The sequence below is a fragment of the Qipengyuania xiapuensis genome (assembly GCF_019711395.1).
GTDB lineage: Bacteria > Pseudomonadota > Alphaproteobacteria > Sphingomonadales > Sphingomonadaceae > Qipengyuania > Qipengyuania xiapuensis.
Genome location: NZ_JAIGNL010000001.1, coordinates 577,830 through 593,414 on the forward strand (window position 1 = coordinate 577,830; position 15,585 = coordinate 593,414).

Below are 15,585 nucleotides of genomic sequence, written 5' to 3' on the forward strand. Positions count from 1 at the left end.
CATAAGCGAACTGCAATCCCTCCGATGTAACAGTATTACATCGGAGGGATTTTTGTATGCAAAAACTGGTTCTTGTGGCTGCCGCTCCGCTCGCGCTGGCGGCCTGTAGCGACCGCGCCGACGAAGCGCGCGGGGTCGATCACGGCGAGACTCTGCTGTCGGTCAGTGCCAGCGGACAGGCGGAAAGCCGCCCCGACCGCGCGCAATTCAACGCCGGGATCGAGACATTCTCGCGCAGTGCGACTGCGGCGAGCGAGGCCAATGCCAAGAAGATCGAGGAGATCGTCGCGGCGCTGCGCGAGCTCGGTATCGCCGAGGACAATATCCAGACGCAGAACGTGAGCGTCCAGCGCGTGCGCTGGGGAGATCGCAAGGGCCAGTACCAGGCGAGCAACGTCTTCGAAGTCACGATGGATGATCCCGACAACGCCGGCGCCGCGATCAGCGCCGTTACCGAGGCGGGCGCCAATGTCCTGTCCGGCCCGAGCCTGACCATGAGCGATCCCGAAGAGGTGCTGAACACCGCCTATGCCGATGCCTATGCAGCCGCTCGCGGACGCGCCGAGGCCTATGCAGCGGCAGCCGGCATGGAGATCAGCCGGGTACTCTACATCCGAGATGCAGGCGGCCAGCAGGGCCGCAGCTGGGTTCGCGGAGCACAGGCGATGGACGAGATGGCCGAAAGCGTCGCTGTCCGTACGCAGGCCATGGCCCCGCCGCCGGTGAACATACCTGCTCCTGAGAGCGGATCGCCCGGAATGATGGTCGGCACCACGCGGACCAATGTCCACATCCAGGTAGACTTCGCGCTGCGGGAGAAATAACGCTCCTCCGCATGAGAGAACTGACCGTTTCCGTCCTGCAGTTGCCGCTCGCCCGTCCGGATGAGGCGGACAACATCGCCGCCGTCTGCCAGCTCGTGGAAGAGGCGGCGGGCAAGGGTGCGCAGGTCATCCTGCCGCCCGAGCTCTTCGCAGGCGAGTATTTCTGCCGCGAGGAAGAGGAGGAGCTGTTCGCCCGGGCCCGCCCGACGGCAGAGCATCCCAGCGTTCTCGCGATGCAGGAGCTTGCGGGCAAGCTCGGCGTGGCGATCCCGACCAGCTTCTTCGAGCGCGACGGGCATCACTATTACAACACGCTTGCCATGATCGGTCCCGATGGCGGGATCATGGGCACCTATCGCAAGAGCCATATTCCCGACGGACCGGGCTACGAGGAAAAATACTATTTCCGCCCGGGGAACGACGGCTTCAAGGTCTGGGACGTCTTCGGGGCGCGCATCGGCGTGGGGATCTGCTGGGACCAGTGGTACCCCGAATGCGCGCGGGTCATGGCGCTCAAGGGCGCAGAGGTCCTGTTCTACCCGACCGCCATCGGGTCCGAACCCTATGACGTCGATCTCGACACCAGCCGCATGTGGCGCCGCGCGATGATCGGCCATGCGGTCTCGAATTGCATGCCCGTCTGCGCCGCCAACCGCATAGGCCATGAAGGGCCAGCCGACCGCCAGCAGAGCTTCTACGGCCACAGCTTCATCTCAGACGAATGGGGCGACCTGCTGGAGGAATTCGGCGCGTCGGACAGCGGCACGCTCGTCGCGAAGCTCGATCTCGAGCGGGCGGCCAAGCACCGCGCGGGCATGGGTTTCTTCCGCGACCGCAGGCCCCAGCTCTACGGGCGGATCTGCGAGGATATCTGAGCTTGTCCACGGGTCGCTCCATCAGTCAGGACCAGCTCGACGCGCTCTTCACGGCAGCGCTCGAGGCGGCGATCGGGCGGATCGAGAAGGACGGCCATTTCCACCCACTCGTCTTCGAATTGCGGGACAGCGGCGCCATCCAGGCCGTTGCCGTGCTGGAGACCGGCGCGATCGACGGATGCCGCGACGTGATCGACAGGCTGTTCGAAATCCTGCGCGCACGCGTTGCTGAAGGCTTGGTCCAGGCCTTCGCCATCTCGCTCGACAGGCACCATGAAGGGCAGATGACGGTCATGCTCCGCGCGCCCAACTATGCTGCCGACATCCTCGTCCCCTTTACCGAGGCAGGAGAGGGCTTCCTGAAACGCAAGCGTCGCGTATCGCTGGGCGAGTTCTCGGCCAAAGAGGCTGCGAACGAAATATTCGGGGAGGCCCGATGACAGGCGCACGCCACCGCTACCTGATCGCGCTGGGCTCGAACATGCGGGTGGCGGGAATCGGCGGGCCGCGCGCGGTGCTGTCCCGGACGATCAACGCTTTCGCCGAAGCGGATATCGGGGTGCAGCAGGCCTCGCGCATAATGTCGAGCGCGCCGGTCGGCCCATCGCTCCGCCGTTTTGCCAATGCCGCGGTGCTCGCCGAGAGCGCGCTTGCGCCCGACGAAATGCTGGCCAGCCTGCAGGAACTCGAACACCGCTTCGGACGCCGCCGCAAGGGCGCCCCTTGGCGGGCACGGCCGCTCGATCTCGACATCGTTCTGTGGAGCGGGGGCTACTTCGCCTCGCCCGAACTGCTCATCCCGCACCCGCTGTTCCGCGAACGCTCTTTCGTGTTGAAGCCCGCTGCCGAAATCGCGCCGCACTGGCGCGATCCCGTGACCGGCTTCACGCTTCGCCAGCTCGCAGCTCGCGCGGCTTGAGTTTCGCGGCGGGATTGCCGCGGTAGATCGCCCAGGCCTCGGCGTCCTCGAACAGCACGCCGCGCGCCGCAAGCACTGCGCCTTCGCCCATCGTGACGCCCGGCCCGACGAAAGCTTCCGCTGCGACCCAGCACTTTGGCGCAAGTGCGACCGGCCTTACCACGAGCTGGAAATCCCGGTGGGACACGTCATGCGTGCTCGCGCAGAGATGCGCCCTTTGCGAGACAACGCAGTCGCTTCCGATGGTGATGCGCCCCTGGTTGTAGATGATGGCGCCGGGACCGATCAGCACGTTGTCCCCCAGCTCCAGATTGCGCGGGTGCCAGATCTTCACGCTCGCGTGCACCCGGCAATTACCGCCCAGCCTTGCTCCGAACAGCCGCAGGATGAGCGCTCGCCAACCGTGCAAGGGGGGAGGCGTCCAGCGGGCGAGAAGCAGCCAGCTCGTCATCCAGACCATCCGCCCGAGGCGGTTGGCAAGCGAGAAGCTCGGCCCGCCGGACCGGCTGGCGGCCTTCTTCGCGTCCAGCGGAGCGTCTCGGGAAGCGGTTTTCGTCATCCTTTTCGCCCTAATTGGGGGTTGCCGCGAATGGCAAGCCAAAGCGTGCTTGACCACCTCGACAACCGTAACTAGGTGGGCGCCGTGGTCGGGCCGTTAGCTCAGTTGGTAGAGCAACTGACTTTTAATCAGTAGGTCGCTGGTTCGAACCCAGCACGGCTCACCACCTTTTTTCTCCATTTCCGCCTTCCAACCTGCATTCGCAGCGCTATCGTGGCGGGAATGGTTTCTCCCAAGCTTTCGATTTTCGCGCGCCTCCCTGTGCCGGGGCAGGTGAAGACGCGGCTCGTTCCAGCCGTGGGCGAGGAAGGGGCCGCGCGAATCTATGCGCGGCTGCTGGCGCATACTGTTGAAGTCGCGAAGGAAAGCGGGCTCGACTTCGAACTGCGCGTGACCGGGGGCGAGGTGGAGGCATTCCATTCGCTGTTCGGAAGCAATGTCGCCGTGGTCGACCAGGGTGGCGGCGATCTCGGCGCGAAGATGGCGCGTGTCGAAGCGCCGGCCCTCCTTATCGGAAGCGACTGTCCGGGCATTTCCGTGCCGCTGCTCCAGGCTGCGGCGGGCGCGCTGGATGACCGCCGTGTCGTGCTCGGGCCAGCCAATGACGGCGGCTATTACCTGATCGGTTTCACCGAGCCGGTGCCCTTCCTGTTCGAGGACATGGAATGGAGCACACCCAAGGTGCTGCCCGAAACGCTCACCCGGCTCGCTGAGCGCGGATACGGCCCGGCGATCCTGCCTGAACTGGCCGATATCGATACCGGCGAAGACCTCGCCGCCTGGCCCGAATTCGAATGAGCGTCACGCTCCTCGTGCCGACGCTCGACGAGGAAAGGGTGCTGCCCGAGCTGGTCGCTTTGTTCGAGCGACTTGACCCGAAGCCCGCCGAGATCATGCTCGTCGACGGGGGTAGCACCGACCGGACCTGCGAGATCGCGCGCGAAGCGGGATGGCGAGTGATCGAAAGCGAAAAGGGAAGGGCGCTCCAGATCAACAATGGGGTCGAAGCGGCGCGCGGCGAGATCGTGTGCGTAGTCCATGCCGATACGCATCCGCCAGCCGACATGGTGCAAGTTATCGAAGAGACGCTTGCCGACCAGCGCATCGCTCTGGCGAGCTTCACGCCCGTCATTCGCGGCCCTAAGAAGACGCGCTGGGGCACGACTATCCATAACTGGGCGAAGACCTGGTACGCTCCGCTGATCACGCGGCCGCACCTGTTTGTGCGCGGCGTTCGCCTGCTCTTCGGCGATCACGCGATGTTCTTTCGTCGAGCGGATTTCATTGCCGTGGGCGGCTGCACGCCGGGCGACCAGGTGATGGAAGAGGCCGATCTGTGCGTGAAGCTGGCGCAGCGCGGACGCGTGAAGATGGTGCCGCGGCGGGTCTATACTTCCGACCGCCGGATCGCCGAATGGGGCGCGCTCAAGGCCAACTGGATCTATTTCAAGGTCGGTATGCTCTGGGCCTTCGGGCTGCGTGGCCGCATGGCGCAGCACTATCCCGACGTGCGTTAGGCCGAAGCGTCGCTCGGCCTGAGGAAGCCGTCCTCGACGCAATAGTCGATCAGGCGCTCGATGAAGGGCTCGCCGGTTTCCGGACATGACGCTCCGACAAACGCGCGGAACTGGCTGTCGTCGAATTCGGGATCGCGCTGGAAGTAGCTTGCGTAGAGACCGGCAACTCGCTTGAAGAGCCGCCGCTCGAGCGCGGGAAGCATCGAAGCGTCGAACTTCTTCGGAGCGACAAGTTCGGGCTCGTGGAACTGCGGGTAGGCGCCGATCAAGCCGGTAAAACGCTCCACCGGAAGCGGCTGGGCCGAAACGAGATGGAACGTGCCGCCCATTGCGCGCTCCATGTCGCTGGCGATGGCCACGATGCCGCGCACGACATGGTCGAGCGGGACGAAATCGAGCGTTGCTCCGGCGCGGGCGGGCATGTGGCGCACGCGGCCTTCGGCGATCAGCTTGAATGCCGCATAGGTCGTATCGAACTGGCGGATGCGGCCGCTTTGGTGCTCGCCCACCACGATCGAGGGGCGCGCGATGGCCCAGCGCACAGGGCTGGAGCGGACGAGGCGTTCGCCCGCTGCCTTGCTCGCCTCGTAGCCATTGGCGAAGCCGCTCGCGGGCAATGGATCGCTTTCGAGAATGGGGCCGTCTCGCGTGCCGCAGACGTAGGCGGTCGAGACATGGAGGAAGGCCATCGAACCCGCCTCCGCGAGCGCGAGGACATTCGCGACGCCGTCGACATTGACCGAGCTGTAGTCGGCCTCCGCGAGGTCGAAGCGCACAGTCGCTGCGCAGTGGACTATGAGGTCGTGACCGTCGGCCACCGAGGCGCAAGTCGCCTGGTCCCAGCCCAACTTCTCGCACGACACGTCTCCCTTGATCGTGGCGACGTCGACGAGACTGCCGTCGTTCGCCCGCACTTCGGGATTGTTATGGACGAGCGCGGTCACGCGGTGGCCCGCATCGGCCAGTCGCTTGCAGACCTCGCCGCCCAGCAGGCCGGCCGCTCCGGTGACGAGAATATTCACGAGATGTGCGCGGAGCCCATGTAACCTGATGCTTCCCGTCGGCGAATGGAGGAGTGCGAACTGCACTGGGGCTTTCGCATCTCTCGCAAATTCGGTTACGGAGCAAGCGATGAAATTCACGCATGACGTTATCGTGATCGGCGGCGGAGCTGCCGGTCTCACCGCAGCCGGAGGGTGCGCACTGTTCGGCCTCGACGTCGCGCTGATCGAAGCGCGCAAGATGGGCGGGGAATGCCTCAACGATGGTTGCGTACCGTCCAAGGCCCTGATCGCCGCCGCAAAGCGCGCAGCCGAAGCGAACGAGAGCGAGCGCTACGGCATCACGCTGCAGCCGCCGAAAGTCGAGTGGACCGGCGTTCACAAGCACATCCACGATGCCATCGCCGCGATCGCCCCGCACGATAGCGAAGAACGCTTCGAGGAAATGGGCTGCGAGGTCATCCGCGACTGGGCCAAGGTCACCGGCCCGCAGACGGTTGAAGTCGGCGGACGCACCTTGCGGGCACCGCGTATCGTCATCGCGACCGGCTCCAAGCCCGCAGTCCCGCCGATCGAAAATATCGACGCAACGCCCTACCTCACCAACGAGAACATCTTCGATCTCGATGCGCTGCCCGATCACCTCGTGATCGTGGGTGGCGGCGTGATCGGCATGGAGATGGCGCAGAGTTTCCGCCGCCTCGGCAGCGCCGTGACCGTGGTCGAGCCGGGCGAGCTGATGGGGCGCGACGATCCCGACAGCGTGGCCGTGGTCCGCGAGACGATGGAGGGCGAGGGCGTTCGCTTCGTGAAGGGGCTCGCGAAAAAGGTCGAGGGCAAGGAAGGCGCGATCCGCCTCCACACGGAAGACGAAACCGTCGAAGGTTCGCACCTCCTCATCGCGGTCGGCCGCACGCCTCGCTGCAAGGGTTTCGGCCTGGAAGACATCGGCGTCGAAATGGATCGCGGTGGTATCAAGGTCGATGACCGCAGGCGCACCTCGGTGAAGGGCATCTACGCCATCGGCGATTGCCGCAATGGCCCGCGGCTCACGCATGTCTCGGGTTATGAAGGCTCGAATGTCGCGCTCGAAATCACGCTCGGCGTGCCGACCAAGGTCGACTGGTCGGCGCTTCCCTGGTGCACCTACACCGACCCCGAAGTCGCGCAGATTGGCATGACCGAAAGGGAAGCGCGCGAAAAGCACGGCGAAAAGGTCACCGTGGTCAAGGAGACGTTCCACGACAACGAACGCAGCCTCGCCGAGGGCAACGACAAGGGTCACCTGAAGCTGGTGCTCAAGGGCAAGAAGGTGCTCGGCGCCAGCATAGTGGGCAAGAATGCAGGCGAACTCCTCCTGCCCTTCTCGCAATCGATCACCGGCAAGAGCAGCACCTTTGCGCTCGGCTCGGCAATCATCGCCTATCCCACCCGCAGCGAGATCTCGAAGGCGGCTGCCTTCACCGCGTGGGAGCCGACCGTCTTCGGATCGATCCCGAAGAAGTATGCCGGTTTCGTCGCTTCCTTGCGGAGACGCTTTTCGTGAATGCCACCCGGGCGAAGTCGCGAAACGCGCCGGTCGGACCTTCGCCCTTCGCGGTGGAGGCCGCACCGCTCCCGCGCGAGAAATTCAGCGATCCGCTGCTGACGGCCAAGGGCGAACAGCGCGCCTCGGTGCCGCTGGAGAAGCTCGACACGCTCTGGCTAAACACCGGCACCCTCTGCAATCTCGCCTGCGCGACCTGTTATATCGAGAGCAGCCCCACCAACGATGCGCTGGTGTACCTTTCGCGGGCGCACGCGGCGCGCTATCTCGCCGAGGCGAAAGGCATGGGCACGCGCGAGATCGGGTTCACCGGAGGAGAGCCCTTCATGAACCCCGATATGCTCGGCATGCTCGAGGATGCGCTGGGCGGCGGCTTCGAAGCCCTCGTTCTCACCAATGCGATGAAGCCGATGCGGCGGCACGAAGCAGCGCTTCTCGGTCTGCACGAAAGGCACGGCGATCGCCTCACGCTCCGCGTCAGTCTCGATCATCACAGCCGCGAAGTTCACGAGGGCGAACGCGGACAGCGCAGCTGGGAGCCGGCCATCGAGGGCCTGCGCTGGCTGAGCGAAAACGGTTTCTCGATTGCCGTTGCAGGTCGTCTCCTGCCCGAAGAAGGCGAACCGGCCGCGCGTGATAGCTACGCTGCCCTGTTCGAGCGCGAAGGCATCGCGATCGACGCACGCGATCCCGCACGCCTCGTCCTCTTTCCCGAAATGGACGAGGAAAAGGACATCGCCGAGATCACCACCGAATGCTGGGGCATCCTCGGTAAGTCGCCGTCGGACATAATGTGCGCATCGAGCCGCATGGTGGTGCACCGCAAGGGCGAGGCAAGCCCGCGCGTCGTCGCCTGCACCCTCATTCCCTATGATGATGGGTTCGATCTCGGTGAAACGCTGGCAGAGGCGAGCGGAGATGTCCCGCTGAACCATCCGCATTGCGCGCGTTTCTGCGTCCTCGGCGGGGCAAGTTGTTCGGCCTAGGAGCCAAATGCCCAAGTGCCCGTTAAGAGGGCATGTTCTTCGAAAACACACTCGCCGATCTCGCCGCGCGCGGCTTCGTCCTGTCCGTTGTCGGCCTCGCATGGGTCATGCTGCTGATCCGCATCGTCGGATTGCGCTCGCTCTCCAAGATGACGAATTTCGACTTCGTCATGACCGTGGCGCTCGGTTCGGTCCTCGCAGCCGCCGTCACGGCGGACAAGTGGGTGGTCTTCGGGCAGTGCCTGTCGGCGATGGCCGGGCTGTTCCTTGTCCAATGGCTGGTGGCGCGGGCGCGCAAGGATTCGGATGCCTTCGAACAAGCGATCCAGAACGAACCCGTCTTCCTGATGCGCGACGGCGAGTTCTGCGAGGATGCGCTCAAGTCCACCCGCGTCGCGCGCAGCGACGTGATCGCCAAGCTACGCGAAGCGAATGTGCTCTCGCTATCCGAAGTTCGAGCAGTTGTGCTGGAGACCACCGGTGACGTCTCGGTGCTTCACGGCGACAGGCTCGATGAAACTCTCGTCGAGAATGTCCGCGAGACTTAGCCCTTCCGCGCGTCGAGCCACTTCGCGAAAGCGACACCGCCGGTGATCAGGAACGGCACAAGCACGATGCTGAGCGCGACCTTGGCGATGACCTGGCCGATGAGGAGGTTGGTAATCTCGAACTGGCCGTAGAAGGCGAGCGTAATGAAGATCACCGAATCGATCGCTTGGCTGAGGGCAGATGCGATCGCGCCGCGCACCATCAGCGAGAAGGTCGAGGCACCTTCCGATTTCCCGCGCAGGCGCGAGAAGATCCACACGTTGAGCAGCAGCGAGACGATATAGGCGGCAGGTCCGGCGGCCCATACACGCCAGAGCGTCGCGTGAACGCGTTCGAAGGCGGCAAGGTCGTCGCTGCGGAATTCGACCATTTCGGTCGAAGCGGGCAGGTTGAGCACCAGTTGCATCAGCAGCGATGCAATCAGCAGCGGCACGAAGCCCCACCAGACGATGCGATTGGCCAGTTTCTCACCATATAGCTGGGCAAGCGTGCTGGAAATGACCACCAGCAGCAGGAAGGCGAAGATGCCTGCCTCGACAGCAAGATCAGTCGGGTAGAGCTGCACCTGCTTGAACGCGAGCACGCCTGCAAGCACGGTCATCCCGCCATAAAGCAGCGTGTAAACGAAGAGCCCCAGAGGCATTGCGGCTGCCGCGAGGCGGGTTTCGTTGGCCGGTTGGTCGGTCATGCTGGCGTTTTGCGCCCCTTATCGTCTGGTGATAGCCGAAGCTGGAATCGGGCGCGAAAATTGACTAAGCGGGCCCGCCGCGCAAGACAGCGGCTGATTTCATCCGCAACTAGTCGCGTAGCCAGAGGGGTCGGCATGCCGCCAGTGGTCATCAATATTCTCGGTATCATCGCCATCCTGGCGATCGCTTTCCTCCTGTCGACGGGCAAGAAGCGCATCAAGCTGCGGGTCGTGGGCGCGGCATTCGCGCTGCAGGCGGTCATGGCGTTGCTGGTCCTGCGCACGCCCTGGGGCGTCCAGCTGATCGAGGGCATGTCGAACGGCGTCATCGCCCTGCTCGACTATTCGAAGATCGGGATCGAGGCGGTGTTCGGACCGATGGGTTCGAACCCCTTCACCAACACCTTCGTGATCGCCGCCCTGCCGGTCATCGTCTTCTTCGCGGCGATTGTCTCGATCCTCTATCACTGGGGCATCATGCAGCGCCTCGTGCGCTGGGTCGGCGGTGCGATCGGCTGGATCACGGGCATCAGCAAGGTCGAGGCGCTGGGTAGCGCTGCCAACATCTTCGTCGGCCAGTCGGAGAGCCCGCTGGTCGTGCGTCCCTATCTCGCAGCCCTCACGCCGAGCCGCCTGTTCACGCTCATGAGCGTCGGCATGGCGGGTGTCGCGGGCACGATCCTCGCGGCCTATGCCAGCTTCATCGGCTCCGAAGCCGTCCCCTTCCTGCTCGCAGCGGCCTTCATGTCGGCCCCCGGCGGGATCCTGATGGCCAAGATCATCATGCCCGACGACGAGAGCGATCTCGCGCGCGACGCGGCCGAGCTTGCCGGCACCGAAGGCGAGATCAAGCTGCCCGATGCCCGCATCAGCGCAGAAGGTCCGGCAGCCCTCACCGAAAGCGGCAAGCCGCACGAGGTCGAGGTCGCAGAGACATTCGAGGAGGGCCACAGGCCCGCCAACGTGATCGAAGCTGCGGCACAGGGCACCCAGACCGGCGTGAAGCTGGCCGTGGCGGTGGGTGCGATGGTCATGGTCTTCGTCGCGCTGGTCGCGCTCGCCAATGGCGTGCTCGGCGGGATCGGCGGACTGATCGGCTATCCCGACGTCACCTTCCAGCAGCTGCTCGGCTATGTCTTCGCGCCCGTCATGTACATGATCGGCATATCCGACTGGAGCCAGGCGCAATTCGCAGGCGGCCTGTTCGGCACCAAGATCGTATTGAACGAGTTCGTGGCCTTCATCGAGCTGGGTGCGATGGAAGCGGGCGCGCTGACCGATCGCAGCCGCGCCATCGTAACCTTTGCGCTGTGCGGCTTTGCCAATTTCAGCTCGATCGCCATCCAGATGGCCGTCACGGGCGGCCTTGCGCCAAATCAAAGACCGGTGATTGCAAAGCTGGGTATTCGCGCGCTCGCCGCCGGCAGCCTCGCCAACCTGATGAGCGCAGCGCTGGCGGGGATCTTCCTCCCGTATTAAAGGGCGCACCATTATGACCGATTCGAACACCGACATCGCGGTTGTGTCGCTGGCACAGCCGCTCGAGAGCATTGCCGACGAGATCGGCCGCAGCTTCCAGGAATACGGCTTTGCCGTGATCCGCGACCACGGCATCCCGCAGGAGCTGATCGATCGCGCCGAAGAGCTGTCGAAGGAATTCTTCGCGCTGCCCGAGGATGTGAAGAAGGCCTATCACATTCCCGGCGGCGGCGGCGCACGTGGCTACACGCCCTTCGGCACCGAGAAGGCCAAGGACGCCAACGTCCACGACCTCAAGGAATTCTGGCACGTCGGCCGCGAACTTCCCGAGGGCCACCCGCTCGCCGAATTCATGGCGGACAATGTCTGGCCCGATGAAGTCGACGGTTTCCGCAAGACTTTCAGCGAGCTTTACTCCGCATTCGAAACTGCCGGTGGGAAGGTGCTCGAAGCGATCGCCATCCACCTCGGACTGCCGCGCGAATTCTTCGCCGCCACTGTCGAGGACGGGAACTCGGTCATGCGCCTGCTGCGTTATCCGCCGCTCGAGGGCGAAGAGGCCGAGGGCGCTATCCGCGCTGCCGCACATGGCGACATCAACACGATCACGCTGCTGCTCGGTGCCGAAGAGGCAGGGCTCGAACTGCTGACCAAGCAGGACGAGTGGAAAGCCGTCGACGTGCCGGAGGGCGCGCTGGTGATCAACGTGGGCGACATGCTCGACCGGCTGACCAACGGCAAGCTGCGTTCGACCACGCACCGCGTCGTCAATCCGCGCGGCGAAGCTGCATACCGGGCACGCTATTCGATGCCCTTCTTCCTGCACTTCCGCCCGGACTACGTGATCGAGACGCTGCCCTCGTGCATCGACCCGGAGAATCCGACCGATCACCCCGAGCCGATCTCTAGCCACGAGTTCCTGCTGCAGCGCCTGCGCGAAATCAATCTCGCCTGAGGCACAGCCCGTCGCACACGAGTTTCGTTAGAAAACGAATCTTTTTGACAGCTGTGTGGTTTTTGCAACAGCGGTAAAGCGCAGAAAAACAACGTTTTTTTGCAATTTCGTGGCTCACCCTCCACAGGGGCGGGTGCGTTGTCTTGACTCTGTCATAAAAGGATAGCTTTGGCGAAACATCGTCAGCCTAGCGGGGCTGCGCATCGTTAAGTGCATCCGATTTTTTTATCCGACAAGACGAAGGGGTCTTCTCCGATGAAGTTCAAGTATCTCTTGGCCGCAAGTGCGGTCAGCCTTTCTGCAACGGCCGCCATGGTCGCTGCACCTGCTGCGGCGCAGCAGATCACCTCGGGCATCGAAGGCCAGGTCGTCAGCGACAGCGGCACTGCGATCCAGGGCGCGACGGTCACCGTCACCGACACGCGTACCGGCCAGAGCAGCGTCCTTACCTCGGGCCCGGACGGCTCGTTCCGCGTCGGCTCGCTGGTTCCGGGCGGTCCCTACACGGTCACCGCGCAGGCGGACGGCTTCGAAGGTCAGACCGTCGAAGGCCAGTTCATCACCGTTTCGGGTAACACCAGCTTCACCTTCGAACTGACGCAGAGCGCGGCAGAGAACGTGATCGTCGTCACCGGCGCACGTGCCAACGTCCAGCAGCTCGCTGTCGGCCCGGGCACCGCATTCGGCGAAGCGACCCTCGAAGCTTTCCCGAGCCTTTCGCGCGACGTTCGCGACATCATCCGTCTTGACCCGCGTGTCAGCCTCGAGCGCGCCGACGAAGTCGATCGTATCTCGTGCCTCGGCGGTAACGACCGTTCGAACACCTTCACCGTCGACGGTATCGTCCAGGCCGACGTGTTCGGTCTCAACGGCACCCCGTTCGCAGCGCGTAACTCGCTGCCGCTTCCCTACGACGTGGTTCGTGAGACCTCGGTCGAATTCGCACCGTTCGACGTCGAATACTCGGACTTCACGGGCTGTCTCGTGAACGTCGTCACCAAGTCGGGCCAGAACGAATTCCACGGTTCGGCCTTCTACACCTATTACGACGACAGCATGCTGGCCGACACGATCATCCGTCCGGATGGCGAGGAAGTGCCCCTTTCGTCGGGTAGCGAAGAGCGCTGGGGTGTCACCCTCGGCGGCCCGATCATCAAGGACCGCCTGTTCTTCTACGCAGGCTACGAAGAAACCGATCTCGGCGACGCGAACGACGAAGGTCCCCTCGGCGGCGGTTTCGCGAACCCCGAATTCGGTGTGACGCAGGCACAGTTCGATCGCTTCGCGCAGATCGCACGTGACGTCTACGGCCAGGATGTCGGCGGCTATCCGCGCACCCTGGACGAAACCAGCGTCCGCTACTTCGGTCGTATCGACGCCTACATCACCGACGACCATCGTCTCGAAGCGACCTACCAGCGCCTCGAGGAATCGAACATCGAACCCGACTTCGGCGGTGGCAACATCACCGGCCTGAACTCGTTCGAAGACGAAGGCACGATCTCGGACTACTACTCGGTCCGTCTCTACTCGGACTGGAGCGACAAGGTTTCGACCGAGCTGCGCCTCAGCCGCGCAGAAGTTGGCGACAAGCAGGGTCCGGTCGGCTTCGGTGAAGCACAGTCGGCCAACCCGACCGTGCGTCTCGCAGTCGGTACCCAGGTCCCCGACGCGAACGATCCGGGCGAATTCAACTACGGCGTGCTGAGCACCGGCCCGGGCATCTTCCGTTCGGCCAACCAGCTCGACACGCAGATCGACCAGGCGAAGTTCCAGATCAACATCGATGCTGGCGACCACCTGTTCAAGATCGGTGCCGAAGCCAACTCGCTCGAAGTCTACAACCTGTTCGCCATCAACGCGACCGGTACGCTGTACTTCGCCAACCTCGACGACTTCGAAAACGGTGTCCTGAGCCAGGGCTTCGAGTTCTTCCCGAACGCGTTCGAAATCGCCACCGGCCAGGCATACGGCGCTGACATCAACGCCACGCCGACCGGCGACATCAACGAAGCCGCCGCGCGTTTCAACCGCAACATCTACTCGTTCTACGCACAGGACGAGTGGCAGGCGACCGACCAGCTGAGCGTTACTGCCGGCCTTCGCGTCCAGATCTACGACGGTGACGCACCGCGCACGAACCCGGCGTTCTTCGATCGCTTCGGCTTCACCAACGCCAACTCGTTCGGCAAGCTGGACCCGGTCCTGCTGCCGCGCCTGAGCGCCACCTACGAACTCGACAATGACGGGTTCTTCTCGAACTCGCGCATCACCGGCGGTGTTTGCGTGTTCTCGGGCGGCGACCCGGTCGTGTACTTCTCGAACGCGTTCTCGAACAACGGCTTCTCGACCGCGCTGGGCACCTCGGTGTTCTGCTCGACCACGCCGACCAACGTTCTGGACGCACAGGGCAACTTCACCGGCTTCCCGCAGTGTGTGACCGACTCCGGTTCGGCTACCGCTGCTCAGGGCGGTGGTGACGTCCAGTCGACCGATCCGGACTTCGACGTTCCGACCGTCGTTCGTGCGAACCTCGGCTTCGCCAGCGACATCGGCACCGACACCGGCTTCTTCAGCGGCTGGCGCCTGAACCTCGACTACATCTACTCGCGGTTCAACGACACGCTGAACTTCGTCGACCTGGTGCAGGCTCCGAACCCCGATGAAGGCCTCAACGGCTACACCATCGACGGTCGTCCGATCTACGACGCGCTCGACATCAACCGTTCCGGTTGTAACGCAACGCTCGTTGGCACGGGTGGCACGCCGCCGGTCTACGACAACCTGACCGGTGACTGCTTCGGTACGCGCCTGGATGACTTCATCCAGCTGACCAACGGCCCGAGCTATGAAAGCCACATCGCCTCGATGCTGCTTTCGAAGCGCTTCGACGGTGGCATCATCACCGACGGTGGTAGCGTCAACGTCCGCTTCGGCTACGCCTTCACGGACTCGAGCAACAACCGTGACGTCGCTTCGTCGACTGCGACCTCGTCGTACGACCGTACCGCAGCCTTCGATCGCCAGAACCCGGCCGTTTCGACCTCGAACTTCGAAACGCGTCACAACATCACGGCAGCGATCAGCTTCCGCGAGAAGTTCTTCGGCGACTACGCAACGCAGCTGGGTCTGTTCTTCCGCGCCCGTTCGGGCCGTCCGTACAGCCTCGTCTTCGACGGCGGCAGCGTCTTCAACGACAGCGCGTCGGGTTCGGACAACGCACTGCTCTACGTCCCGTCGGGCATCAACGATCCGTTCCTCTCGCCGCAGTCGGATCCGACCGCGGTCCAGGAACTGATCGATTACGTCAACGCGTCGGGCTGCGAGTTCACGCCGGGTGCAAGCATCGAGCGTAACACCTGCCGTAACCCGTGGTCGTACGATCTCGACATGCGCATCAGCCAGGAACTGCCGTTCTTCGGCAAGCTGACCGGCCTCGTCGACGACCGTCTCGAAATCTTCGCCGATTTCGACAACGTCCTGAACATGATCGACAGCGAAGCAAACCGCGTGATCTTCAACTTCGACATCCCGACTTCGTTCGCGGATTATGACGATGAAGGCCGCTACATCATCGACAACTTCAACCCCGATGATGACCAGTCGATCTCGATCTCGGGTTCGGCCTGGAAGATCCAGGTCGGCGCTCGCTACGAGTTCTGATCCTTCGATCATACCGAACAGGAA

General features: G+C 63.7%; 15 protein-coding genes and 1 tRNA gene. 13 read left to right on the top strand and 3 right to left on the bottom strand.

The genetic code is table 11. From position 1 onward, the window contains the following. Positions 1-56: 56 nt before the first annotated feature. From K3163_RS02860 to folK, 4 genes are read left to right on the top strand one after another with little or no spacing between them, the layout of a single operon-like run. A complete protein-coding gene (locus K3163_RS02860; RefSeq protein WP_221552039.1) occupies positions 57-824 on the top strand; it encodes an SIMPL domain-containing protein in 768 nt (255 codons plus the stop codon). 11 nt (positions 825-835) lie between these two features. Continuing rightward, positions 836-1,699 carry an N-carbamoylputrescine amidase gene (gene aguB, locus K3163_RS02865; protein WP_221429295.1) on the top strand — a complete coding sequence of 288 codons (864 nt, stop codon included), beginning with the start codon at positions 836-838 and terminating at the stop codon, positions 1,697-1,699. A 2-nt stretch (positions 1,700-1,701) separates the two neighbouring features. Further along, entirely contained in the window at positions 1,702-2,139 is a 438-nt protein-coding gene (locus K3163_RS02870; protein WP_221552041.1) for a hypothetical protein, read from the top strand. Next, positions 2,136-2,618, top strand: a complete 483-nt coding sequence (gene folK / locus K3163_RS02875; RefSeq protein WP_221552043.1) for a 2-amino-4-hydroxy-6-hydroxymethyldihydropteridine diphosphokinase — start codon at positions 2,136-2,138, stop codon at positions 2,616-2,618. The genes K3163_RS02870 and folK overlap by 4 nt, the downstream gene beginning before the upstream one ends. Here the strand turns inward: folK and K3163_RS02880 are convergent. Beyond that, positions 2,584-3,177, bottom strand: coding sequence for an LbetaH domain-containing protein (locus K3163_RS02880; protein WP_221552046.1), 594 nt, complete (start codon positions 3,175-3,177; stop codon positions 2,584-2,586). The genes folK and K3163_RS02880 overlap by 35 nt on opposite strands. A 90-nt stretch (positions 3,178-3,267) precedes the next feature. Between K3163_RS02880 and K3163_RS02885 the strand changes: the two genes are divergently transcribed. The 3 genes from K3163_RS02885 (at position 3,268) to K3163_RS02895 (ending at position 4,694) form a co-directional block, all read left to right on the top strand. Further along, positions 3,268-3,343: transfer RNA gene (locus K3163_RS02885), tRNA-Lys, on the top strand. 56 nt (positions 3,344-3,399) lie between these two features. Continuing rightward, positions 3,400-3,975: a TIGR04282 family arsenosugar biosynthesis glycosyltransferase gene (locus K3163_RS02890; protein ID WP_221552048.1), complete on the top strand. Its 576-nt coding sequence runs from the start codon at positions 3,400-3,402 to the stop codon at positions 3,973-3,975. Then, positions 3,972-4,694 carry a glycosyltransferase gene (locus K3163_RS02895; protein WP_221552057.1) on the top strand — a complete coding sequence of 241 codons (723 nt, stop codon included), beginning with the start codon at positions 3,972-3,974 and terminating at the stop codon, positions 4,692-4,694. Before K3163_RS02890 ends, K3163_RS02895 begins: the two co-directional genes overlap by 4 nt. Here the strand turns inward: K3163_RS02895 and K3163_RS02900 are convergent. Further along, on the bottom strand, positions 4,691-5,716 hold the full coding sequence (locus K3163_RS02900) for an SDR family oxidoreductase (RefSeq protein WP_221552060.1): 1,026 nt from the start codon (positions 5,714-5,716) through the stop codon (positions 4,691-4,693). The two genes, K3163_RS02895 and K3163_RS02900, sit on opposite strands and share 4 nt — an antisense overlap. A 109-nt stretch (positions 5,717-5,825) precedes the next feature. On the opposite strand from K3163_RS02900, the gene K3163_RS02905 reads away from it, so the two are divergent. From K3163_RS02905 to K3163_RS02915, 3 genes are read left to right on the top strand one after another with little or no spacing between them, the layout of a single operon-like run. After that, complete coding sequence (locus K3163_RS02905; protein ID WP_221552084.1) at positions 5,826-7,241, top strand: dihydrolipoyl dehydrogenase family protein; 1,416 nt, start codon at positions 5,826-5,828, stop codon at positions 7,239-7,241. Next, positions 7,238-8,227 (top strand): radical SAM protein, encoded by a 990-nt coding sequence (locus K3163_RS02910; RefSeq protein WP_221552086.1) that lies wholly within the window; start codon positions 7,238-7,240, stop codon positions 8,225-8,227. Before K3163_RS02905 ends, K3163_RS02910 begins: the two co-directional genes overlap by 4 nt. Positions 8,228-8,259: 32 nt before the next feature. Next, positions 8,260-8,775 carry a DUF421 domain-containing protein gene (locus K3163_RS02915; RefSeq protein WP_221552088.1) on the top strand — a complete coding sequence of 172 codons (516 nt, stop codon included), beginning with the start codon at positions 8,260-8,262 and terminating at the stop codon, positions 8,773-8,775. Here the strand turns inward: K3163_RS02915 and K3163_RS02920 are convergent. Continuing rightward, positions 8,772-9,464 (bottom strand): queuosine precursor transporter, encoded by a 693-nt coding sequence (locus K3163_RS02920; protein ID WP_221429285.1) that lies wholly within the window; start codon positions 9,462-9,464, stop codon positions 8,772-8,774. The genes K3163_RS02915 and K3163_RS02920 overlap by 4 nt on opposite strands. A 135-nt stretch (positions 9,465-9,599) precedes the next feature. Here K3163_RS02920 and K3163_RS02925 point away from each other — a divergent pair, with 135 nt between their 5' ends. The 3 genes from K3163_RS02925 to K3163_RS02935 all read left to right on the top strand — a co-directional run bounded on the left by K3163_RS02925 (position 9,600) and on the right by K3163_RS02935 (position 15,561). After that, positions 9,600-10,943: a NupC/NupG family nucleoside CNT transporter gene (locus tag K3163_RS02925; protein WP_221429284.1), complete on the top strand. Its 1,344-nt coding sequence runs from the start codon at positions 9,600-9,602 to the stop codon at positions 10,941-10,943. Between the two features lie 13 nt (positions 10,944-10,956). After that, positions 10,957-11,898: an isopenicillin N synthase family dioxygenase gene (locus tag K3163_RS02930; RefSeq protein ID WP_221429283.1), complete on the top strand. Its 942-nt coding sequence runs from the start codon at positions 10,957-10,959 to the stop codon at positions 11,896-11,898. A gap of 255 nt (positions 11,899-12,153) precedes the next feature. Next, entirely contained in the window at positions 12,154-15,561 is a 3,408-nt protein-coding gene (locus K3163_RS02935; protein ID WP_221552090.1) for a TonB-dependent receptor, read from the top strand. Positions 15,562-15,585 lie beyond the last annotated feature (24 nt).

Excerpts from the sequence above, each read along its gene's own strand:
- K3163_RS02860 (WP_221552039.1), top strand. The coding sequence starts at position 57 with ATGCAAAAACTGGTTCTTGTGGCTGCCGCTCCGCTCGCGCTGGCGGCC.
- aguB (WP_221429295.1), top strand. The coding sequence starts at position 836 with ATGAGAGAACTGACCGTTTCCGTCCTGCAGTTGCCGCTCGCCCGTCCG.
- folK (WP_221552043.1), top strand. The coding sequence starts at position 2,136 with ATGACAGGCGCACGCCACCGCTACCTGATCGCGCTGGGCTCGAACATG.
- K3163_RS02880 (WP_221552046.1), bottom strand. The coding sequence starts at position 3,177 with ATGACGAAAACCGCTTCCCGAGACGCTCCGCTGGACGCGAAGAAGGCC.
- K3163_RS02890 (WP_221552048.1), top strand. The coding sequence starts at position 3,400 with ATGGTTTCTCCCAAGCTTTCGATTTTCGCGCGCCTCCCTGTGCCGGGG.
- K3163_RS02895 (WP_221552057.1), top strand. The coding sequence starts at position 3,972 with ATGAGCGTCACGCTCCTCGTGCCGACGCTCGACGAGGAAAGGGTGCTG.
- K3163_RS02905 (WP_221552084.1), top strand. The coding sequence starts at position 5,826 with ATGAAATTCACGCATGACGTTATCGTGATCGGCGGCGGAGCTGCCGGT.
- K3163_RS02915 (WP_221552088.1), top strand. The coding sequence starts at position 8,260 with ATGTTCTTCGAAAACACACTCGCCGATCTCGCCGCGCGCGGCTTCGTC.
- K3163_RS02920 (WP_221429285.1), bottom strand. The coding sequence starts at position 9,464 with ATGACCGACCAACCGGCCAACGAAACCCGCCTCGCGGCAGCCGCAATG.
- K3163_RS02925 (WP_221429284.1), top strand. The coding sequence starts at position 9,600 with ATGCCGCCAGTGGTCATCAATATTCTCGGTATCATCGCCATCCTGGCG.
- K3163_RS02930 (WP_221429283.1), top strand. The coding sequence starts at position 10,957 with ATGACCGATTCGAACACCGACATCGCGGTTGTGTCGCTGGCACAGCCG.
- K3163_RS02935 (WP_221552090.1), top strand. The coding sequence starts at position 12,154 with ATGAAGTTCAAGTATCTCTTGGCCGCAAGTGCGGTCAGCCTTTCTGCA.